The sequence below is a fragment of the Streptomyces sp. NPDC000410 genome, assembly GCF_040300305.1.
GTDB lineage: Bacteria > Actinomycetota > Actinomycetes > Streptomycetales > Streptomycetaceae > Streptomyces.
In genome coordinates this window covers 666476-686921 of sequence record NZ_JBEPDM010000001.1, presented here as the reverse complement: position 1 = coordinate 686921, position 20446 = coordinate 666476, and the positions used below count along the sequence as shown (strand labels likewise).

General features: G+C 70.6%; 20 protein-coding genes. 14 read left to right on the top strand and 6 right to left on the bottom strand.

Annotated features, from left to right (window positions below):
- Window positions 1-67: 67 nt before the first annotated feature.
- The gene (locus ABT342_RS03210) at window positions 68-943 is read right to left on the bottom strand and encodes an NAD(P)H-binding protein (RefSeq protein WP_351566331.1); all 876 of its coding nucleotides are present in this window, start codon (window positions 941-943) and stop codon (window positions 68-70) included.
- Window positions 944-1043: 100 nt separating this feature from the next.
- Between ABT342_RS03210 and ABT342_RS03205 the strand changes: the two genes are divergently transcribed.
- A complete protein-coding gene (locus ABT342_RS03205) occupies window positions 1044-1421 on the top strand; it encodes a winged helix-turn-helix transcriptional regulator (protein WP_351566142.1) in 378 nt (125 codons plus the stop codon).
- A gap of 167 nt (window positions 1422-1588) precedes the next feature.
- On the opposite strand, the gene ABT342_RS03200 is transcribed toward ABT342_RS03205, so the two are convergent.
- The 5 genes from ABT342_RS03200 to ABT342_RS03180 all read right to left on the bottom strand — a co-directional run bounded on the left by ABT342_RS03200 (window position 1589) and on the right by ABT342_RS03180 (window position 8367).
- The gene (locus ABT342_RS03200) at window positions 1589-2638 is read right to left on the bottom strand and encodes a 2-oxoacid:ferredoxin oxidoreductase subunit beta (protein WP_351566139.1); all 1050 of its coding nucleotides are present in this window, start codon (window positions 2636-2638) and stop codon (window positions 1589-1591) included.
- Complete coding sequence (locus ABT342_RS03195; protein ID WP_351566137.1) at window positions 2631-4577, bottom strand: 2-oxoacid:acceptor oxidoreductase subunit alpha; 1947 nt, start codon at window positions 4575-4577, stop codon at window positions 2631-2633. The genes ABT342_RS03200 and ABT342_RS03195 overlap by 8 nt, the downstream gene beginning before the upstream one ends.
- Before the next feature lie 255 nt (window positions 4578-4832).
- Window positions 4833-5492: a LuxR C-terminal-related transcriptional regulator gene (locus ABT342_RS03190; protein WP_351566329.1), complete on the bottom strand. Its 660-nt coding sequence runs from the start codon at window positions 5490-5492 to the stop codon at window positions 4833-4835.
- Window positions 5493-5726: 234 nt separating this feature from the next.
- Window positions 5727-7043, bottom strand: a complete 1317-nt coding sequence (locus tag ABT342_RS03185) for a sensor histidine kinase (RefSeq protein ID WP_351566136.1) — start codon at window positions 7041-7043, stop codon at window positions 5727-5729.
- Between the two features lie 118 nt (window positions 7044-7161).
- Window positions 7162-8367: a sensor histidine kinase gene (locus ABT342_RS03180; RefSeq protein WP_351566327.1), complete on the bottom strand. Its 1206-nt coding sequence runs from the start codon at window positions 8365-8367 to the stop codon at window positions 7162-7164.
- 245 nt (window positions 8368-8612) lie between these two features.
- Between ABT342_RS03180 and ABT342_RS03175 the strand changes: the two genes are divergently transcribed.
- The 13 genes from ABT342_RS03175 (at window position 8613) to ABT342_RS03115 (ending at window position 20415) form a co-directional block, all read left to right on the top strand.
- Complete coding sequence (locus ABT342_RS03175; protein WP_351566134.1) at window positions 8613-9014, top strand: NADH-quinone oxidoreductase subunit A; 402 nt, start codon at window positions 8613-8615, stop codon at window positions 9012-9014.
- The gene (locus ABT342_RS03170; protein ID WP_351566131.1) at window positions 9005-9610 is read left to right on the top strand and encodes an NADH-quinone oxidoreductase subunit B; all 606 of its coding nucleotides are present in this window, start codon (window positions 9005-9007) and stop codon (window positions 9608-9610) included. Before ABT342_RS03175 ends, ABT342_RS03170 begins: the two co-directional genes overlap by 10 nt.
- Window positions 9607-10812 carry an NADH-quinone oxidoreductase subunit C gene (locus ABT342_RS03165; RefSeq protein WP_351566128.1) on the top strand — a complete coding sequence of 402 codons (1206 nt, stop codon included), beginning with the start codon at window positions 9607-9609 and terminating at the stop codon, window positions 10810-10812. Before ABT342_RS03170 ends, ABT342_RS03165 begins: the two co-directional genes overlap by 4 nt.
- Window positions 10809-11777 (top strand): complex I subunit 1/NuoH family protein, encoded by a 969-nt coding sequence (locus tag ABT342_RS03160; RefSeq protein ID WP_351566125.1) that lies wholly within the window; start codon window positions 10809-10811, stop codon window positions 11775-11777. Before ABT342_RS03165 ends, ABT342_RS03160 begins: the two co-directional genes overlap by 4 nt.
- Entirely contained in the window at window positions 11777-12376 is a 600-nt protein-coding gene (locus ABT342_RS03155; protein ID WP_351566122.1) for a NuoI/complex I 23 kDa subunit family protein, read from the top strand. Before ABT342_RS03160 ends, ABT342_RS03155 begins: the two co-directional genes overlap by 1 nt.
- Window positions 12373-12993, top strand: a complete 621-nt coding sequence (locus ABT342_RS03150) for an NADH-quinone oxidoreductase subunit J family protein (RefSeq protein WP_351566119.1) — start codon at window positions 12373-12375, stop codon at window positions 12991-12993. Before ABT342_RS03155 ends, ABT342_RS03150 begins: the two co-directional genes overlap by 4 nt.
- Entirely contained in the window at window positions 12993-13352 is a 360-nt protein-coding gene (nuoK, locus tag ABT342_RS03145; protein ID WP_351566116.1) for an NADH-quinone oxidoreductase subunit NuoK, read from the top strand. Before ABT342_RS03150 ends, nuoK begins: the two co-directional genes overlap by 1 nt.
- A complete protein-coding gene (locus ABT342_RS03140; protein WP_351566113.1) occupies window positions 13349-15343 on the top strand; it encodes an NADH-quinone oxidoreductase subunit 5 family protein in 1995 nt (664 codons plus the stop codon). The genes nuoK and ABT342_RS03140 overlap by 4 nt, the downstream gene beginning before the upstream one ends.
- Before the next feature lie 3 nt (window positions 15344-15346).
- Window positions 15347-16924: a complex I subunit 4 family protein gene (locus tag ABT342_RS03135; protein WP_351566108.1), complete on the top strand. Its 1578-nt coding sequence runs from the start codon at window positions 15347-15349 to the stop codon at window positions 16922-16924.
- Entirely contained in the window at window positions 16921-18438 is a 1518-nt protein-coding gene (locus ABT342_RS03130; RefSeq protein WP_351566104.1) for an NADH-quinone oxidoreductase subunit N, read from the top strand. Before ABT342_RS03135 ends, ABT342_RS03130 begins: the two co-directional genes overlap by 4 nt.
- A 107-nt stretch (window positions 18439-18545) precedes the next feature.
- Window positions 18546-19004 carry a large conductance mechanosensitive channel protein MscL gene (gene mscL, locus ABT342_RS03125; protein ID WP_351566101.1) on the top strand — a complete coding sequence of 153 codons (459 nt, stop codon included), beginning with the start codon at window positions 18546-18548 and terminating at the stop codon, window positions 19002-19004.
- A gap of 158 nt (window positions 19005-19162) precedes the next feature.
- The gene (gene htpX / locus ABT342_RS03120) at window positions 19163-20026 is read left to right on the top strand and encodes a zinc metalloprotease HtpX (RefSeq protein ID WP_351566098.1); all 864 of its coding nucleotides are present in this window, start codon (window positions 19163-19165) and stop codon (window positions 20024-20026) included.
- On the top strand, window positions 20023-20415 hold the full coding sequence (locus tag ABT342_RS03115; RefSeq protein WP_351566095.1) for a YccF domain-containing protein: 393 nt from the start codon (window positions 20023-20025) through the stop codon (window positions 20413-20415). Before htpX ends, ABT342_RS03115 begins: the two co-directional genes overlap by 4 nt.
- The last annotated feature ends 31 nt before the right edge of the window (window positions 20416-20446 follow it).

Here is a 20446-nt window from a genome sequence, read left to right as displayed (position 1 = left end):
CTGTCCTCGTCGAAGTCGAAGGTAGCGCCGCACAGGGCCTGCTGTCATGTCCGTATCTGGAATACGGTCATGACACCGGCGTCAGTGCCTCCAGCGCCTCGGCCACCGTCCGTGCGAGCGGTGTCGTCGGCCGGCCGGTCAGCCGCGCCAGGTCGCCGCTCGTACCGGCCAGCAGCCCGCGCTCGATGGCCTGGTCCACGTCGACGAGGATCGCGGCGAACTCCTGCGGGACGCCCGCGCCCGTGAGGATCTCCAGGTGCGCCTCGGCGGGCACGTCCCTGTGCACGATGTCCTTGCCGGACTGCCGCGCGACCTCGGCGGCGTACTCGGCGAACGACCAGGCGGTGTCCCCGCTGAGCTCGTACGCCCTGCCGAGGTGGCCCTCGCCGGTCAGCACGGCCACCGCCGCGGCGGCGTAGTCGGCGCGGGCTGCGGAGGCGACCCGGCCCGCGCCGGCGCTCGCGACGACGGCGCCGTGCTCCAGCACCGGGGTGAGGTGCTCGGTGTAGTTCTCGGAGTACCAGCCGTTGCGCAGGAAGGTGTACGGCAGCCCGGAGTCGAGGATCGCCTGCTCGGTGGCCTTGTGCTCGGCGGCCAGCCGGAAGTCGGCCTCCGGGCCGCCCAGGACGCCGGTGTACGCGAGCTGCGCCACGCCCGCCGCCTTCGCCGCCGCGACGACCGCCGTGTGCTGCGGCACCCGCCGCCCGACCTCGCTGCCGGAGATCAGCAGCACCCGGTCCCCGGCCGCGAACGCCCCGGCGAGCGACTCGGGTGCGCTGTAGTCGGCGATGCGCAGCTCGACGCCGCGCTCCGCGAGGCCGGCGGCCTTCTCCTTGTTCCGTACGACCGCGGCGATGTCCCGGGCCGGGGTTCCGCCGGCGAGCAGCTGCTCGATGACGAGGCGGCCGAGGTGTCCGGTGGCTCCGGTGACGACGATGCCCATGGGTGATTTCTCCGTTTCGTGGCGGTGCGACTGCTCAGCCACTCACCCTAGGGCATGTACTAACTCTGAGAAAGTACCCACTTTGAAGTAAGCTACTGGCATGGGCGTAATGAGGAATCCCGATGTCAACGACGCGATGTGTCCCTCCCGGCTGGTTCTGGAGCACGTCACCAGCCGGTGGGGCGTCCTCGTCCTCGCCGCGCTGCTCGAACGCTCGTACCGCTTCAGCGAGCTGCGCCGCGCCATCGGCGGCGTCAGCGAGAAGATGCTCGCCCAGACCCTGCAGACCCTGGAGCGCGACGGCTTCGTCCACCGCGACGCCAAGCCCGTCATCCCGCCGCGCGTCGACTACTCGCTCACCGCGCTCGGCAGGGAGGCGGGCGAGCAGGTGTGGGCGCTGGCCCGCTGGACCGAGGCGCGGATGACGGACGTGCTGACGGCGCGCGAGCGGTACGACGAGGTGCGTGCGTCGGGCTGAGCCGCCCGGGAAGGCGGCAACCGGTCCTCGACCGAGCCCGCTTGAGCGGCCGTACGCCGCCCTGCACGCGTGAAGGGCGCCTTCCCCGGCTTGCGGGAAGGCGCCCTTCTTGCGCTTCTTGTGTTTCTACGCTGCTTCTGCGGCTCCTACGCCGAGGCCTCAGAGCCTCAGCCGACGACGGTCCACGTGTCGTTGCCGGCCAGCAGCGCGGCGAGGTCGCCCTTGCCGTTCTGCTCGATCGCGGCGTCCAGCTGCTCGGACATCTGCGTGTCGTACACCGGGCGGTCGACGCTGCGGAACACACCGATGGGGGTGTTGTGCAGCGTGTCCGGGTCCGCCAGGCGGGACAGCGCGAAGGCCGTGGTCGGGCTGGCGCTGTGCGCGTCGTGGACCAGGATCTCCGACTCGTTGTCCGGCGTGACCGTGACGACCTTCAGATCGCCGGTGGCCCGGTCGCGTACGACACCCTTCGCGCGGTCCGCACCGAAGCGGATCGGCTGCCCGTGCTCCAGCCGGATCACGGCCTCCTCGGCCTGCTCCTTGTCCTTGAGGGCGTCGAAGGCACCGTCGTTGAAGATGTTGCAGTTCTGGTAGATCTCCACCAGTGCCGTGCCCGGGTGGTCGGCGGCGGCGCGCAGCACCTCGGTGAGGTGCTTGCGGTCGGAGTCGACCGTACGGGCGACGAAGGAGGCCTCGGCCCCGATCGCCAGCGACACCGGGTTGAAGGGCGCGTCGAGCGAGCCCATCGGCGTCGACTTCGTGATCTTGCCGACCTCGGAGGTCGGGCTGTACTGGCCCTTGGTCAGACCGTAGATCCGGTTGTTGAACAGCAGGATCTTGAGGTTGACGTTGCGGCGCAGCGCGTGGATCAGGTGGTTGCCGCCGATGGAGAGCGCGTCACCGTCACCGGTCACGACCCAGACGGACAGATCGCGGCGGGAGGAGGCGAGCCCGGTCGCGATCGCGGGGGCGCGGCCGTGGATGGAGTGCATCCCGTACGTGTTCATGTAGTACGGGAAACGGGACGAGCAGCCAATACCGGAGACGAAGACGATGTTCTCCTTCGCCAGACCGAGCTCGGGCATGAAGCCCTGCACGGCGGCGAGGATCGCGTAGTCACCGCAACCGGGGCACCATCGGACCTCCTGGTCCGACTTGAAGTCCTTCATGGACTGCTTGGCCTCGGCCTTGGGCACCAGCGAGAGCATCTCAGTCATTGATGGCCTCCTTGAGAGCCGTGGCGAGCTGCTCGGCCTTGAACGGCATGCCGTTGACCTGGTTGTACGAGTGAGCGTCGACCAGGAATCTCGCCCGGATCAGGGTGGCGAGCTGGCCGAGGTTCATCTCGGGCACCACTACCTTGTCGTAACGCTTCAGGACCTCTTCGAGATTCCCGGGGAAGGGGTTGAGGTGGCGCAGATGGGCCTGCGCGATGGGCTCTCCGGCGATCCGCAGTCGGCGCACGGCGGCGGTGATCGGGCCGTACGTCGACCCCCAGCCCAGGACCAGGGTGCGGGCGCCGTCCGGGTCGTCGACCTCCAGGTCCGGGACCTCGATGCCGTCGATCTTCGCCTGGCGGACGCGGACCATGAAGTCGTGGTTGGCCGGGTCGTAGGAGATGTTGCCCGTGCCGTCCTGCTTCTCGATGCCGCCGATCCGGTGCTCCAGGCCGGGCGTGCCGGGCACGGCCCAGGGGCGGGCCAGTGTCTGCGGGTCGCGCTTGTACGGCCAGAAGACCTCGGTGCCGTCCTCGGTCGTGTGGTTGGGCCCGGTGGCGAACTGCACCCGCAGGTCGGGGAGTTCGTCGATGTCCGGGATCCGCCACGGCTCGCTTCCGTTGGCCAGGTAGCCGTCGGAGAGCAGGAAGACGGGCGTGCGGTAGGTCAGCGCGATCCGGGCCGCCTCGATCGCCGCGTCGAAGCAGTCCGCGGGCGTCTTCGGGGCGACGACCGGCACCGGGGCCTCGCCGTTGCGCCCGTACATCGCCTGGAGCAGGTCGGCCTGCTCGGTCTTGGTGGGCAGACCGGTCGAGGGGCCGCCGCGCTGGATGTCCACGATGAGCAGCGGCAGCTCCAGCGAGACGGCGAGCCCGATCGTCTCGGACTTCAGCGCCACACCGGGGCCGGAGGTCGTGGTCACGGCGAGCGAGCCGCCGAAGGCCGCGCCGAGCGCCGCGCCGATGCCCGCGATCTCGTCCTCGGCCTGGAAGGTCCGTACACCGAAATTCTTGTGCTTGGACAGCTCGTGCAGGATGTCCGAGGCCGGGGTGATGGGGTAGGAGCCCAGGTAGAGCGGCAGATCGGCCTGCCGGCTCGCGGCGACGAGGCCGTAGGAGAGGGCCAGGTTCCCGGAGATGTTGCGGTAGGTGCCGGTCGGGAAGGCCTTGACCGCCGGGGCGACCTCGTAGGAGACGGCGAAGTCCTCGGTGGTCTCGCCGAAGTTCCAGCCGGCCCGGAAGGCGGCCACGTTCGCCTCGGCGATCTGCGGCTTCTTGGCGAACTTCGTGCGCAGGAACTTCTCGGTTCCCTCGGTCGGCCGGTGGTACATCCAGCTCAGCAGGCCCAGCGCGAACATGTTCTTGCTGCGCTCGGCCTCCTTGCGGGAGAGGCCGAACTCCTTGAGCGCCTCGATGGTCAGCGTGGTGAGCGGCACGGGATGGACGTTGTACGCGTCCAGCGAGCCGTCCTCGAGCGGGCTGGTGTCGTAGCCGACCTTGGCCATGGCCCGCTTGGCGAACTCGTCGGTGTTGACGATGATTTCGCCGCCGCGCGGTACGTCGCCGATGTTCGCCTTGAGCGCGGCGGGGTTCATCGCCACCAGGACGTTCGGCTCGTCACCGGGGGTGAGGATGTCGTGGTCGGCGAAGTGCAGCTGGAAGCTGGACACGCCGGGGAGGGTGCCGGCGGGCGCGCGGATCTCGGCGGGGAAGTTCGGCAGGGTCGACAGGTCGTTGCCGAACGACGCCGTCTCCGACGTGAAACGGTCACCTGTCAGCTGCATACCGTCACCGGAGTCACCGGCGAAGCGAATGATCACCCGGTCCAGGTGGCGGACTTCCTTCGCACCGGGCGGCCTGCGCTGTTCCCCGACGAGTGCCTCGTTGGCCTCGTCTGCCTCATCTGCGTGCTCGGCTGGGCTACTGACCTGGCTGGTCACTGAACTGGACCTCCTTCGAGGCGGCTCGGGTACGACCGGCCCACCGGTCGCTCCAAGGTCAACCCTACGTCGGTAAGGGTCACCTTCCCGAGGCCGCTCAGATACTGGACGTCCTTTTGAGACGCCGTGGTGCCCTGGTTTGCCATGTTCCGTTCGCCCCCGGGTCCTTTCTGGAAGACACTCCAGGCTTCCCCTTCGGTTCTACACCCCGCGCGCGCGGAACGCCGTGGATGCATCTGACAGGGTGTCAGGTTTCTAGGAGTTGAGATACGTCAGAACGGCCAGAACACGCCGGTGATCGCCGTCGCTGGGGGACAGACCCAGCTTCTGGAAAATATTGCTGACGTGCTTCTCCACCGCGCCGTCGCTCACCACCAGCTGCCGGGCGATCGCCGAGTTCGTCCGGCCCTCGGCCATCAGGACGAGCACCTCCCGCTCGCGCGGCGTCAGCCCCGCCAGCACGTCCTGCTTACGGCTCCGGCCCAGCAGCTGCGCCACGACCTCCGGGTCCAGCGCCGTGCCGCCCCGGGCCACCCGGACGACCGCGTCCACGAACTCCCGGACCTCGGCGACCCGGTCCTTCAGCAGGTACCCCACACCCCGGCTGCTCCCGGCGATCAGCTCGGTCGCGTACTGCTCCTCGACGTACTGCGACAGGACCAGCACACCGATCTCCGGGTGGTCGCGGCGCAGCCGCACGGCCGCCCGGATGCCCTCGTCGGTGTGCGTCGGCGGCATCCGTACGTCGGCGACGACGACATCCGGCAGTGCGTGCTCCGCCGCCAGCTCCCCGATCGTCTTGATCAGCGCATCGGCGTCCCCCACGCCCGCGACCACGTCGTGCCCGCGGTCGGTCAGCAGCCGGGTCAGGCCCTCCCGAAGCAGAACGGAATCCTCGGCGATGACCACCCGCACCCTGTCCTCCACGACCTGCAGCCCCCGTTTTTCGCTCTCTGTCCAGCCCTGGTACGTCTCACCTCACAGCATCGCAGGATCACCGGTGGTTTGTGGGCGGTCGTTCCTCCTGGGGCCGAGGAGGTGCTCGGTGTCACGCCTGCTCGGGGGGGCCGGGCGGCTCGCTCGGACCTCCGGGCGGGCGCGCTCGGTGCCGCGCCCGCCCGGGGCCAGGGCGTCAGGACACGTCGGGTGTCACGCCCGCCAGGGCAGCTCGGCCGTGACCATCGTCGGTCCCCCCATGGGGGAGTCCACCACCAGGATCCCGTCCACCGCGTCCAGCCGCTCGGTCAGACCGGCCAGCCCGCTGCCCCCCGAGACCGTCGCCCCGCCCCGCCCGTCATCCGTGACCTGCAGCATCAGGCGGTTGTCACGCCGCCACACGTCCACCGACGCCCGGCTCGCCCGTGCGTGCTTGCTGATGTTCTGCAGCAGCTCGGAGACGGTGAAGTACGCGATGCCCTCGATCGCCGCGGCAGGCCGCACCGGCAGGTCCACCTCCACCCGGACGGGCACGGTGCAGCGGGAGGCGACGGCCGAGAGGGCGGCGTCCAGGCCGCGGTCGGTCAGGACGGCCGGGTGGATGCCACGGGCCAGGTCCCGCAGCTCCTGCAGCGCCGTCTTCACCTCGCCGTGAGCCTCGTCCACCATCCGCGCCGCCGCCTGCGGGTCCTCGCGCAGCTTCTCCTTGGCCAGGCCGAGGTCCATGGCGAGGGCGACGAGCCTGGCCTGGGCGCCGTCGTGCAGATCGCGCTCTATCCGCCGCAGGTCGGCCGCCGCCGTGTCCACCACCACACCGCGGTCCGACTCCAGCTCCACGACGCGGCCCTCCAGCCGGGACGGACCGAGCAGCCCCGAGACGAGCAGCCGGTCCACGCCGGTCAGGCCCCGCACTATCCACGGCGTGACCAGCATCAGCAGCAGGCCGGCCAGGCTGGTCATGGCCAGCTCGAAGGGCGAGTCGAGGTAGACGTTGTGCGTGCCGTCGCCGTACAGCTGGATGCCGCCCGTCCCGCCGTACAAGGGAAACACCCAGAACCAGAGCGGATACGTGGCGAAGAACCAGCCGAACGACCAGAACACCAGCGAGACGCAGAACGCGAACACCGCCCAGGGCATGTGCAGGACCGCGTAGAGCAGGTGCCGCCAGGACGTCCCGCTCTTCAGCACCGCGCCCATCCAGGCCATCAGCCCGCTCTGCTTGGGCCGTATCCGCGCGGGGGTGGCGATGTCCAGGTGCAGCAGGGCACGCGCTCGCGTGCGCTCCAGCGCCCCGAAGCCGCGGCACATGGCCAGCGCCCCGGCCAGGATCGGGATGCCGAGGAAGGTGACCGCCAGCCCCACGCCGGCGGCCGTGAACGATATGGCCAGGCTGAAGAACACCACCGCGAGGGGCAGACTCAGCAGGAGGTAGCCGAACTCGCGCCAGATGCGGGCTTCGAACGGCGCACGCAGCGCCGCCGGAAGGCGGTGGTGGCGGGTACTCGATTCCCGTCCGTATGCCGTGGCCATCGTCGTGTCCGTCCGTTCTGCTCGGGGGCTGGGCCTTCGTTTCCTGCTGCCTCAAGACTGCTGGTCGCGGCGGGCGCGGACCATGGGGCCGGTATCCCTCTTGCCCCGGGGGTTTTCCCTACCTGGTACGGGGCCTGGCACCCGTCCTGGGGGGCCTGGCACCCGTACGCAGTCCCGCGGGCACCCGGTCGCGCCACGGCAGTTCCGCCGTCACGACCGTGGGGCCGCCCGGCGGGGAGTCCACGACGAACAGCCCGTCGACCGCGCCGAGCCGCTCCGCGAGCCCGGCCATGCCGGTGCCGCCGGACGGCGACGCACCGCCGCGGCCGTTGTCCGAGACCCGGATCAGCAGCCGGTCGTCGCGCCGCCACACCTCGACGGACGCCTCACTGGCCCGTGCGTGCTTGCTGATGTTCTGCAGCAGCTCGGAGACGGTGAAGTACGCGATGCCCTCGATCGCCTCGGCCGGGCGCGCCGGCAGATCGACGACGACCCGCACGGGCGCGGTGCAGCGGGAGGCGACGGCCGAGAGGGCGGCGTCCAGGCCGCGGTCGGTCAGAACGGCCGGGTGGATGCCGCGCGCGAGGTCCCGCAGCTCCTGAAGGGCCAGTTTCACCTCGCCGTGCGCCTCGTCGACCATGGCGGCGGCGGCGTCCGGATCCTCCAGCAGCTTCTCCTTGGCCAGACCGAGGCCCATGGCGAGGGCGACGAGCCTGGCCTGGGCGCCGTCGTGCAGATCGCGCTCGATCCGCCGCAGGTCCGCGGCCGCCGTGTCCACGACCACGCCCCGGTCCGACTCCAGCTCGGCGATCCGCCGCTCCAGCTCGTCGGAGGGTGAGAGCAGGCCGCGCACCATGGCCCGGTCGACGTTGGCCATGCCCCGTATCAGGAAGGGCAGCACCGGCCAGAGCACGAAGAGCCCCACCAGCGTCACCACGAACGACAGCACGCCCCACGGCAGCCGGAGGAACGCGTACAACACCGCCCGCCAGGCCACCGGGTCCTTCACCGCGGTCCACAGCCAGGGGATGAAGCCGCCGTCGCCGGGGCCCGGGAGGCGACTCGATTCGTCCACCCGCACGCCCAGCAGCTTGCGCGCCCGCACCCGCTCCCACCTGCCGAGCAGCCGGGACCCGGCCAGCCCGGTGGCGAGCAGGGGCAGGCCGACGACCGTGACGGACAGCGCCACGCCGACCGCGACCATGAAAACCGTGTAAACAAATCCGAGAAGCGCGAACGGCAGACCGGACAGGAGATAAGCGATCTCCCTCCACGTGTGCCGGTCGTACGCGAATCGGGCGGGCGGCGGCCCGGCGCCGTCCATGGCGCCGTCCCCGGCATCGGTATGGGCATAGGGATCGGCGTCGGCGATGGTGCTGCTGGTCGTGGTCATGCGCTCAGCCTGCCGGGCGGGCGCGGGCAGCCGCCATGGGGTAGGTGGGTGAGGTGGGGTGGGGATATCCCCACCAGAAGCGTCCGATGCGTGACACGGCTGCTTACCGTGTCTTTAGCAGGGCCTAGACTCCCGTGCGTACAGATCGTCGAACGGGCAGGGAGCGAGGGGCGGACGTGCAGAGAACGACCGTACCGACCGTACTCGCGGCCGACTACTTCCAGAGCTATTCGGTCGTCGGACTGCTCGCCGTGATCGGCGTGCTCTTCGTCGCGGTGGCTTTCGGCGCGGGCCGGCTGCTCCGACCGGTCGTACCGACCCCGGAGAAGATGCTCACGTACGAGTGCGGAGTCGACCCGGTGGGGGAGGGCTGGGCGCACACCCAGGTCCGCTACTACGTCTACTCGTTCCTCTACGTGATCTTCGCCGTCGACTCGATCTTCCTGTTCCCCTGGGCGACGGTCTTCGCCGCGGCCGGATACGGCGCGACGACGCTCGTGGAGATGTTCATCTTCCTCGGCTTCCTGGCCGTGGGACTGCTCTACGCATATAAGAAGGGCGTCCTGGCATGGACGTGACCCCGCAGAACCCTGAGCCCGTGCTGCTTCCGGAACCGAAGCGGCTGGGCGCCCTCGCCCGGCTCGCCCCCGAGCCCATGAAGGTGGTCCTGAACTGGGGCCGCCGCTACAGCCTCTGGGTCTTCAACTTCGGCCTCGCCTGCTGCGCGATCGAGTTCATCGCCGCGTCGATGGCCCGGCACGACTTCATCCGGCTCGGCGTGATCCCCTTCGCGCCCGGCCCGCGCCAGGCCGACCTCATGATCGTCTCGGGCACGGTGACGGACAAGATGGCGCCCGCGGTGAAGCGTCTGTACGAGCAGATGCCCGAGCCCAAGTACGTCATCTCCTTCGGCGCCTGCTCCAACTGCGGCGGCCCCTACTGGGACTCGTACTCGGTGACCAAGGGCGTCGACCAGATCATCCCCGTGGACGTCTACGTCCCGGGCTGCCCGCCGCGCCCCGAGGCGCTGCTCCAGGGCATCCTCAAGCTCCAGGAGAAGATCGCCCGCGAGTCGCTGGCGGAGCGGTACGGCTCCTCGGCCTCCGACGCGTCCGTGAGCCAGCTGCGCAGCGGCCTCGCCACGCCGCCGCCCGCCCCCGGAGCAACCTCATGAGTACGTTCGACCCGGACATCGCCGAACGCTTCGGCCCGGACGCCACCGCCGAGCAGGCGTACGACCTGCTGACGGTGGACGTCCCCGCCGCCCTGTGGACCGACGCGCTGCGCACCGCCCGCGACGAGCTCGGCTGCAGCTACTTCGACTGGCTCAGCGCCGTCGACGAGCCGGGCACGGGCTTCCGTGTCTGCGCCCATGTCGTCGCGCTGGAGGCCGCGGGGCCCGAGAGGCACACGGTCCGCCGCCTCCTCCTGCGCACCACCGTCCCGCACGACGCGCCGGTGCTCCCCTCCGCGGTGGAGATCTACGCGGGCGCGGGCTGGCACGAGCGCGAGACGTACGAGATGTTCGGCGTCTCCTTCACCGACCACCCCCACCTGGTGCCGCTGCTGCTCCCGGAGGGCTTCGAGGGACACCCGCTGCGCAAGGACTTCGTCCTGGCGGCGCGGGTCGCCAAGGCGTGGCCGGGGGCCAAGGAGCCGGGGGAGTCCGATCACGGCGGCCCCAAGCGCCGCCAGATGCTCCCGCCCGGCGTCCCGGACCCGAACGAGTGGGGCCCCCTGAAGGGCCAGCTCCCCCCGGCCCCCGCCCGCCCGGCCCGTACCCCCCGCGCCGCGGGGGACCGCCCGCCGCGGCGCGCCCGCAGCGTCTCCGAGGGCTCCGCCAGCCAGGCCGCGGAGACCCCGACGGCTCCGACGACGGAGAGCCCGGCGGCTCCGGCGACCCCGCCGCGCCGCTCGCGCACGGTGACGGAGGGCTCGGCCGGCCAGCGCCGCCCGGCCGCCCCCGCGCAGCCGGAGGCCGAAGCCGCGGTCACGGAGAGCCCGGCGGCGGCTCCGGCAACCCCGCGCGAGACCCCGGCGGAGCGCCCGCGCCCCCGCAGCGCCGACGCCCCCTGGCACCACGCGCGCCCGGCCTTCGACGAGGCCGAGGCCAAGCCCGAGGCGAAGCCCGAGGCCGAGCCTGCCGTGGAGGCCAAGCCTGCGGCCGAGCCCGCGCCCGAGGGGAAGCCTGAGGCCGCGCCCGAGCCTGCGGCCGAGCCCGCACCCGCGCCGAAGCCCGAGGCCACGTCCGACGCCGGCACCGATACCGATACCGACACCGGCACCGATACCGACGCCGACGCCGACGCCGACGCCGACACCGGCACCGATACCGACACCGGCACCACCGACCGCTCAGGAGGCGACCCCGCGTGAACGACGCACTTGATGTCGCCCTCCGGCTGGTCGTCGTCTTCGCCGTGTTCCTCGTCCTGCCCCTTGTCGTCGGGCAGACCGAGCACAAGGTGATGGCCCACATGCAGGGCCGCCTCGGCCCGATGTACGCGGGCGGTTTCCACGGCTGGGCCCAGCTCGTCGCCGACGGCGTGAAGTTCGCGCAGAAGGAGGACGTGGTGCCGGCCAACGCCGACCGCCGCATCTTCCAGCTCGCCCCCGCCGTCGCGCTGCTCCCCTACCTCCTCGTCCTGGTCGCCATCCCGATCGGCCCGAGCGAGGGCGCGGTCGGCGTGCTCCTCGACGCGGGCATCTTCTTCGTCCTCGCCGTCATGGGCGTCGGCGTACTCGGCTCCCTCATGGCGGGCTGGGCTTCGGCCAACAAGTTCTCCCTCCTCGGTGGCCTGCGCACCGCCGCGCAGTTGCTCGCGTACGAGCTGCCGATGCTGCTCGCGGCGGCGTCCGTCGCCATGGCGGCCGGCACCGTCTCGCTCCCCGGCATCCTCAACGCCTTCGAGTGGTGGTGGCTGCCCTGGCAGATCGTCGGTGCCCTGGTCTTCTTCGTGGCCGGCCTCGCCGAACTGCAGCGCCCGCCGTTCGACATGCCGGTTGCCGACTCCGAGATCATCTTCGGTGCGTACACCGAGTACACCGGCCTTCGTTTCGCGCTCTTCCTGCTCGCCGAGTACGCGGGCATCGTCGTCCTCTGCGGTCTGACCACCGTCCTCTTCCTGGGCGGCTGGCACGGCCCGTTCGGCGCCGACGGCCTGGGCTGGGTGTGGACCCTGCTCAAGACGGCCGTGCTCGCCTTCATCGTGATCTGGCTGCGAGTGACCTATCCGCGGTTGCGCGAGGACCAGCTTCAGAAGCTCGCCTGGACGACGCTCGTCCCGCTCGCCCTCGCCCAGATCGCCCTCACCGGCGTCGTGAAGGTGGTGATCCAGTAATGCCGATCCCCGGATCCGGCCTGGCCAAGGGCCTCGCCGTCACGCTTCGCACGATGACGCGCAAGTCCCACACCGCGCAGTACCCGGACGCCCAGCCCGCACTTCCGCCCCGTACGCGCGGAGTGATCGGCCTGTTCGAGGAGAACTGCACGGTCTGCATGCTCTGCGCCCGTGAGTGCCCCGACTGGTGCATCTACATCGACTCCCACAAGGAGACGGTCCCCGCGGCCACCCCCGGTGGCCGTGAGCGCAGCCGCAATGTGCTCGACCGGTTCGCGATCGACTTCTCGCTCTGCATGTACTGCGGTATCTGCATCGAGGTGTGTCCTTTCGACGCGCTGTTCTGGTCCCCGGAGTTCGAGTACGCGGAGACGGACATCCACGAGCTGACCCATGAGCGGGACAAGCTCCGCGAATGGATGTGGACGGTCCCGGAGCCGCCCGCGCTCGACCCGGCCGCGGAGGAGCCCAAGGAGATCGCTGCTGCCCGCAAGGCCGCCGAAAAGCTCGCCGCGGAGAAGCTCGCCGCCGAGCAGGCTGCCGTCGAGCAGGCCGCTGCCCCGACCGAGCCCGCCGCCACCGAGGAGGGCGAGTCGTGAGCCTCGCAGCCGAAGCGCACGGCTTCCTGTCCCCGACCGGTGTCGAGATCGCGTTCGTCCTCGTCGGCATCGCCACCCTCGGCGCGGCCGCGGTGACGGTCACGACCAAGCAGCTGGTGCACGCCGCCCTCTGGCTGGTCGTGACGCTCGGTGGCCTCGCCGTCGAGTACCTCCTCCTCACGGCCGAGTTCATCGCCTGGGTCCAGGTGCTGATCTATGTCGGATCCGTCGTGGTCCTCCTCCTCTTCGGGCTGATGCTGACCAGGGCACCCATCGGCCGTTCGCCCGACGCCGACTCCGGCAACCGCCCGGCCGCCCTCGCCGTGGCGCTCGCCGCCGCTGCCGCCCTGGTCTGGGTGGTCGTCGACGCGTTCCGCGCCACCTGGATCGACCTGGACGGCCCGGCCCAGGGCTCCACCCGGGTCTCGGGAGAGATCCTCTTCCGGCACTGGGTGCTTCCCTTCGAGGCGCTCTCGGTGCTCCTGCTCGCCGCACTGGTCGGCGCGATCGTCCTGTCCCGCAAGGACCCGAAGGACCTGAAGGACCCGAAGGACGCGACGGCCAAGGACGCGAAGGCCCCGGAGGGATCCGGTACGGACCGACAGGAGACGAGCTGATGCATCTCGCCTATCCCGCGGTGCTCTCCGTACTGCTCTTCTGCACCGGGCTGTACGGAGTGCTCGCGCGCCGCAACGCGATCCTGGTGCTGATGTCCGTCGAGCTGATGCTCAACGCGGTCAACCTCAACCTGGTCGCCTTCGATGTCTGGCTCGGTGACTCCCTTCACGCCGGCCAGGCGCTGACCCTGTTCACCATCGCCATCGCCGCCGCGGAGATCGGCATCGGCCTGGCGATCGTCCTGATGGTCTACCGCAACCGCGGAACCTCGGACATCGACAAGCTCCGCGACACCGCCGAGCGCGCCGACGAGTCGGCGGAGCCCGCCCCGGCAGAGAAGGCTGAGGCCACCGCGTGACCACGACGACCCTCGCCGTTCTCGTCCCCCTTCTCCCGTTCCTCGGCGCCGTGGCCGGCCTGCTCCTGGGCCGCACCGCGCCCGGCTTCGTACGCCCCCTGGCGGTACTGCCGACCCTGGCCGCGGCCGTGCTCGCGGTCCTGGTCGCCGTACGCCAGGGCGGTGGCAAGCCGATCACCGCCGCCACCCTGCTCACCCCCACCGGCTCGGTCCCCATCGACCTCGCCCTGTACCTCGACGGCTTCGCGGTCCTGGTCGCGGTCCTGGTCGGCATCGTCGCGTCCTGCGTGCAGATCTACTCCACGGGCTATCTGCGCGACGACCCGCGTTACCCCTCGTACGCGGCACTCGTCTCCCTGTTCACCTCCGCGATGCTGCTCGTGGTCTACTCCGGCGACCTCATGGTGCTGCTGGTCGGCTGGGAGATCATGGGCATCTGCTCGTACTTCCTGGTCGGCCACTACTGGGAGACGCCCGAGGCGCGTGCGGCCTCCCTCAAGGCCTTCCTGGTCACCAAGCTCGGCGACGTCCCCTTCCTGTTCGGTCTGTTCGCGCTCGCGGTGGATGCCAAAACGTTCAGCATCACCGGGATCCTCAGGGCCGTCGACAACGGCCTCATCGACCACCCCACGCTCGTCGCGCTGCTGCTGCTCGCGGGCGTCGCGGGCAAGTCCGCGCAGTTCCCGCTGCACACCTGGCTCCCCGACGCCATGGCGGGCCCCACCCCGGTCTCCGCGCTGATCCACGCCGCGACGATGGTCGCCGCCGGCATCTACTTCATCGCCCGGCTCCTCCCGGTCTTCACCGCCTCCGCGGCCGCCCTCGTGGTGCTCGCCGTGATGGCCGCCGTCACCATGGTCGGCTCGGCACTCGCCGCCCTCGCCCAGGACGACATCAAACGGGTCCTCGCCTACTCGACCATCGGCCAGCTCGGCTATATGTCGGGCGCCCTGGCCGTGGGCAACAGCGGTGCCGCCGTCTTCCACCTCATCGCGCACGGTGCGTTCAAGGCGCTGCTCTTCCTCGGCGCCGGCGTGATCATCCACGCGGCCGGCACCAACTCGCTCACCGCCATGTCCCGGATGAGCGGACTGGCCAAGCGCATCCCCGACGCGTACTGGACGATGACCGTCGCCCTGCTCGCGCTCGCCGCCATTCCTCCTTTCGCCGGCTTCTTCTCCAAGGAAGCCGTCCTCGTGGCGGCCGAGCACACCGCTCTCGGTGAGTCCGACGTCGCCCCCGGCGCGGCGGGCTGGACCGTCCTGATCGCCGGTCTGCTGACGGCCCTGCTCACCGCGGCCTACGCCACCCGCCTGTGGCTGCTCACATTCCGCGGCCGGGGCGCCGAGGCCCCCGACCATGGCAAGCAGCCGCTCGCCATGAACACCGTGCTGTGGGTGCTCGCCATCCCGTCGATCGGTCTCGGGCTCACCGCCGGCTACCTCGACGACTGGTTCGGCGGGCAGCCCCTCAGCCCGACGGTCACCACGGCCGTGCTCGGCACCGGTGTCGCCCTCGTCGGCGGCCTGGTCACCTACGGCACCTGGCGGCACACGACGGCCCTCGCCGCTCGCGCCCGGGCCGCCGCGGCCGCCGTGGAACAGCCCCAGACCGTCCCCCACCCCGACGCCGAGCCCGGCCTCGTCGAGGCGGAGGCCCTGCACATGCCGCGCCCCGCGCACGCCGACCTCGCCGACCCCGGTCGACTGCTGCTCGGCCCGCTGCACCGCCCCGCGAGTGCCGGCTTCCACCTCGACGCCGTCTACCGCACCCTGTTCGTCCGCCCCGTCCAGGCCGGCGCCGAGCTGGTCCGCTTCCTCGACCGCGAGGTCGTCGACACGTACGTCAACGGCGCGGGCACCGGCACCAACTGGCTGGGACGGCTGGTGCGCCTGGCCCAGACCGGCAATGTGCAGACCTACCTCGGCGCCCTGCTCGCCGGCTCCGTCGTCCTGGCGATCGCCGCCGTACTCGTCGCCGCAGGAGCGTGAGCCGTGATCGATATCAGCGAATCCGTGATGCAGTTCCTTCTCGCGTTCCTCGTCGTCGGCCCGCTCATCGGCGCGGTGGCCGCCCTCCTGCCCGCCCCGCCCGGGCTGAAGGGGAAGTCACCCGACCAGGCCGTGCTCCGCCACGGTGTGACCGTCACCGGCGTCGTCCTCGCCGCCGCGATCGTCCTCACGCTCGGCTTCGACCACGACCAGCCGTCGAAGATGCAGGCCACGACCGACATCAGCTGGATCCCCGCACTGGACGTGCGGATCCACCTCGGTGTCGACGGCATTTCCCTCCCCCTTCTGGTCATGACAGCGCTGCTGACCTTCCTCTGCGCGCTGTACAGCTACTTCAAGATGCCCGCGGGCCCGTCCCCGAAGGCCTTCGTCGCCCTGCTGCTCGTCCTCGAATCCGGCACCCTCGCGACCTTCGCCGTACTCGACCTGCTGCTCTTCTTCCTGGCCTTCGAGATGGTCCTCATCCCGATGTACTTCCTCATCGCCCGCTGGGGCGGTGAGGGCCGCCGCCCAGCGGCCTGGAAGTTCATCCTCTACACCCTGCTCGGCTCGGTCGTCATGCTGCTCGGCCTGCTCCTCATCGGAGTCAAGGCCGGCACATTCGACATGGTGGCACTCGCCACTGACAACGGCCGGGGACTGAGCACATCCGTGCAGGTCATCGCCGTTCTCGCGATCGGGATCGGGCTCGCCGTGAAGACCCCGATGTGGCCGCTGCACAGCTGGCTCCCCGACGCCCACACCGCCGCCCCGACGGTCGGTTCGGTCATCCTCGCCGGCGTACTGCTCAAGATGGGTACGTACGGATTCGTCCGGATCGTCCTGCCGATCGCGCCCGACGGCATGCAGGTCTTCGCCCCCTACCTCGCGGCCTTCGCCGTCGCCGGAATCATCTACGGATCCCTGGCCTGCCTCGCCCTCGCCAGGCCCGGTTCGAAGGGCGACCTCAAGCGGCTGATCGCGTACTCCTCGGTCGGACACATGGGCTTCGTGCTCCTCGGCATCGCGACCATGACCCCCACCGGCGTCAACGGCGCGCTCTTCGCCAACATCGCCCACGGCCTCATCACCGGACTCCTCTTCTTCCTGGTCGGAGCGCTCAAGGACCGCTACGGCACCGCCGACCTCGACGCCCTCGCGGGTGCCACCGGCGCCGCGCTGTACGGCCGCGCGCCCCGCTTCGGCGGACTGCTCGCCTTCGCCGCCGTCGCCTCGCTCGGACTGCCCGGCCTGGCCGGATTCTGGGGCGAGATGCTCGCCCTGTTCGGCGCGTTCGACCCCGCCGACGGCCTCAGCCGCCCCGCCTTCCTCACCTTCATGGCGATCGGCGGTCTCGGCACCCTGCTCACCGCCGCGTACCTCCTCGTCGTCGTCCGCCGTGTCTGCATGGGCGGCGCCCGCCCCGCGGGCGAGGCGAAGATCGCCGACATCCAGGGGTACGAGTTCGCCGCCTGGTCGCCGCTCGTCGCCCTCACCGTCCTCGCCGGACTCTGGCCCGCGGTCCTCCTCGGCCTCACCGACCCGGCCGTGCAGAAGCTCCTCGCGGGAGGAAAGGCATGACCCTGGCCGCCGAAACCGCAGCCAACCTCGTCCAGACCGTCGACTGGCTCGCGATCGCCCCGCCCACCATCGCCGCGGTGGTCGCCCTGCTGATCCTGGTCGCCGACCTCTTCGTACCGGAGCGGAACAAGGCGTTCCTCGGTTACGCGGCCATCGCCGGTCTCGCCGCCGCGGTGCTCTCCCTCGCCCCGCTGCGCAAGGGCGACCGCTCCACCTTCTGCCTCACCACCGCCCCCGCCGACTGCAGCTACACCGCGGACCACTTCACGCTGGTCATCCAGCTCCTGGTGCTCGGCGGCGCGCTGCTCACCGCACTGCTCTCGGTCGCCGACACCAAGGACAAGCTCCCGGCGGGGGAGTACTGGTTCCTGCTGCTCTCCTCGGCCGCCGGAGCCGCCCTGCTGCCGGCCTCCCGGGACCTCGCCACCCTCGTCGTCGCCCTCGAAGTGGCCTCGCTGCCCGCGTTCGCCCTGGTCGGCCTGCGGCGCGGCGACCGGATGTCGAGCGAGTCGGCGCTGAAGTTCTTCCTCTCCTCGGTGACGGCCACGGCCGTGATGCTGCTCGGCGTCAGCTTCGTGTACGCGACGACCGGCAGCCTCCACCTCACCCGGATCGCCGCCCGCATGGACGACGTCCCGGGGCAGCTGGAGACCCTCGCCCAGGCGGGCGTCGCGCTCACCCTCGTGGGCTTCGCCTTCAAGACGGCCGCAGTGCCGTTCCACTTCTGGGTGCCCGACACCTACGTGGGCGCGCCGCTGCCCGTGGCCGCCTACCTCTCCGTCGTCGGCAAGGCCGTCGGCTTCACCGGGCTCATTCTCGTCACCGTCATCGCGTTCCCCGCGTACGCGGACGTATGGGGCCCGGCCATGGCCGTCCTCGCCGCGCTCACCATGACCGCGGGCAATGTCGCGGCCGTACGGCAATCGGCCACCCGAGCCTTCAGCGCCGTCCGGCTGCTCGCCTGGTCCTCGGTGGGCCAGGCCGGCTACATCCTGGTGCCGATCGCGGCCGCCGCGTACTCCAGCGACGACCAGATCGGCTCCACCGTCGCGTACGCCCTGATGTACGCCGTCGTGAACCTCGGTGCCTTCGCCGTCGTCGCCCTGGTCGCCCGTACGAAGCCGCTGAACCGGATCGCCGACTACCGCGGCCTCTACTCCACCCGTCCGGTCACCGCCCTCGCCATGGGCTTCTTCCTGCTCTGCCTCGCCGGACTGCCGCCCGGCATCATCGGGCTCTTCGCCAAGGTCACCGTCTTCTCGTCCGCCGTCGACGCGGGCCTCGGCTGGCTCGCCGTCGTCATGGGCGTCAATGTCGTGATCGCGTTGTACTACTACCTGCAGTGGACCGCCCTGCTCTTCCGCGCGCCCGAGGGCGCACCGGAAGGCGTGCCCTCCCGGCACCGGGCACCCGCCCTGGTCACGGCCACGATCGCCGTCACCGCCGTCGTGGGCGTCCTGCTGTCCGGCTATCCCCAGCTGGTGCTGCGCTTCGCCGCGGTCGGCCTCTTCTGATCACGGCCGGCCCCGGCCCGCGAACCGGCGGTTCGACAAGGGGCGCCGGGGCCGGGCACGGTGTTCCGCGTATCTGCACACCAGCCAGACCCTGAGGAGCGCCAGCAGTGCTGAGCGGGTTCAAGGACTTCATTCTCCGCGGAAACGTGATCTCGATGGCGATCGGTCTCGCCGTCGGAGCCGCCTTCACGGCGGTCGTCACGGGCTTCAGCAACGCCTTCATCACCCCGCTGATCGGCCTCGCCACCCGGGGCACCGGGGACTTCAGCAAGGCCGCCTTCACCGTCGAGGGGGTGACGTTCCCCTACGGCCTCTTCATCAGCGCCGCGATCGCCTTCGTGATCACGGCGGCGGTGCTCTACTTCTGCGTCGTCGTCCCGATGATGAAGGTGCAGAACCGCTTCGCCAAGGAGGAGCCGGCCGGCATCAAGGCCGCCGTACGCGACTGCCCCCGCTGCTACACCGAGATCCCCGCGATCGCGAGCCGCTGCGCCCACTGCACCAGCGAGGTCGAGCCCGTCCGCGAAGCACTGGAGAAGGCCGGGCTGCTCCCGGCACAGCGCTGAGGGCCCCGGCCCGTATCACCCGGACGGCCCAAGCCCCCGCCCGCGCGGTCAGGGGAACCCGCTGCTCCCGCCTGGCGTTGACCAGTACGGGAGGGTCCACTGGAAGTGGACCACGACCAGCAAAGGGTTCCCCTGCCGCACCATTTGGAGGGCGTACCGTGCACCGCCGGCACAACGGGCTGAGGACCGCTGTTCTCCTTGGAGGACTGTCCGCACTCATCATCGTCATCGGCAGTCTGTTCGGCCGTACGGGCCTGACCATCGCCGTCCTCGTGGCCCTCGGGACGAACGCGTATGCGTACTGGAACAGCGACAAGCTGGCACTGCGGGCCATGCGCGCCCGCCCCGTCAGTGAGTTCGAGGCGCCCGCGCTCTACCGGATGGTGCGGGAGCTCTCCACGCAGGCGCGCCAGCCGATGCCGCGGCTGTACATCTCGCCGACCCAGGCGCCCAACGCGTTCGCGACCGGGCGCAACCCGCGCAACGCGGCGGTCTGCTGCACGGAAGGGATCCTCCGGATCCTCGACGAGCGGGAGCTGCGCGGTGTCATCGGCCACGAGCTCAGCCATGTGTACAACCGCGACATCCTCATCTCGTCGGTCGCCGGCGCCCTCGCCTCGGTGATCATGTTTTTGGTCAACTTCGCCTGGCTGATCCCGATCGGCCGCTCGGACGACGACGAGGGCCCCGGCCTGTTCGGCATGCTCCTGATCATGATCCTCGGCCCGCTCGCGGCCGCCGTGATCCAGCTCGCCATCAGCCGCTCGCGCGAGTACGAGGCCGACGCCTCGGGCGCCCAGCTCACCGGCGACCCGCTCGCCCTCGCCAGTGCGCTGCGCAAGCTCGACGCGGGTACGAAGCAGCTGCCGCTGCCGCCCGAGCCGAAGATCGAGGCCGCCAGTCATATGATGATCGCGAATCCCTTCCGCCCTGGTCAGGGTCTCTCGAAGATGTTCTCCACGCACCCGCCGATGGCAGAACGTATCGCCCGGCTCGAGCAGATGGCAGGTCGCCGCTCATGAAGACAATCCTCAACGTCATCTGGCTTGTTCTCTGCGGCTTCTGGATGTTCCTCGGCTACCTGCTGGCGGGGGTGCTGCTCTGCATCACGATCATCGGGATTCCGTTCGGTCTGGCCGCGTTCCGAATCGGGATCTACGCCCTCTGGCCGTTCGGTTACACGGTGGTGGACCGCCGGGACGCGGGAGCGGCGTCCTGCATCGGCAACGTGCTGTGGCTGATCCTGGCCGGCTGGTGGCTCGTGCTCGGACACATCGTCACGGGGATCGCCCTGTGCATCACGATCATCGGCATCCCGCTCGGCATCGCCAACTTCAAGCTGATCCCCGTCTCGCTGCTGCCGCTGGGCAAGGAGATCGTCCCGTCGGACCAGCCCTTCGCGACCCGGTGACCCCGGGCCCCGTACGGCGGCTGCCATGAGC

Coding starts and splice junctions, on each gene's coding strand:
- ABT342_RS03210 (WP_351566331.1), bottom strand. CDS start 943: ATGGGCATCGTCGTCACCGGAGCCACCGGACACCTCGGCCGCCTCGTC.
- ABT342_RS03205 (WP_351566142.1), top strand. CDS start 1,044: ATGGGCGTAATGAGGAATCCCGATGTCAACGACGCGATGTGTCCCTCC.
- ABT342_RS03200 (WP_351566139.1), bottom strand. CDS start 2,638: ATGACTGAGATGCTCTCGCTGGTGCCCAAGGCCGAGGCCAAGCAGTCC.
- ABT342_RS03185 (WP_351566136.1), bottom strand. CDS start 7,043: ATGGCCACGGCATACGGACGGGAATCGAGTACCCGCCACCACCGCCTT.
- ABT342_RS03180 (WP_351566327.1), bottom strand. CDS start 8,367: ATGGACGGCGCCGGGCCGCCGCCCGCCCGATTCGCGTACGACCGGCAC.
- ABT342_RS03170 (WP_351566131.1), top strand. CDS start 9,005: ATGGACGTGACCCCGCAGAACCCTGAGCCCGTGCTGCTTCCGGAACCG.
- ABT342_RS03165 (WP_351566128.1), top strand. CDS start 9,607: ATGAGTACGTTCGACCCGGACATCGCCGAACGCTTCGGCCCGGACGCC.
- ABT342_RS03155 (WP_351566122.1), top strand. CDS start 11,777: ATGCCGATCCCCGGATCCGGCCTGGCCAAGGGCCTCGCCGTCACGCTT.
- nuoK (WP_351566116.1), top strand. CDS start 12,993: ATGCATCTCGCCTATCCCGCGGTGCTCTCCGTACTGCTCTTCTGCACC.
- ABT342_RS03130 (WP_351566104.1), top strand. CDS start 16,921: ATGACCCTGGCCGCCGAAACCGCAGCCAACCTCGTCCAGACCGTCGAC.
- ABT342_RS03115 (WP_351566095.1), top strand. CDS start 20,023: ATGAAGACAATCCTCAACGTCATCTGGCTTGTTCTCTGCGGCTTCTGG.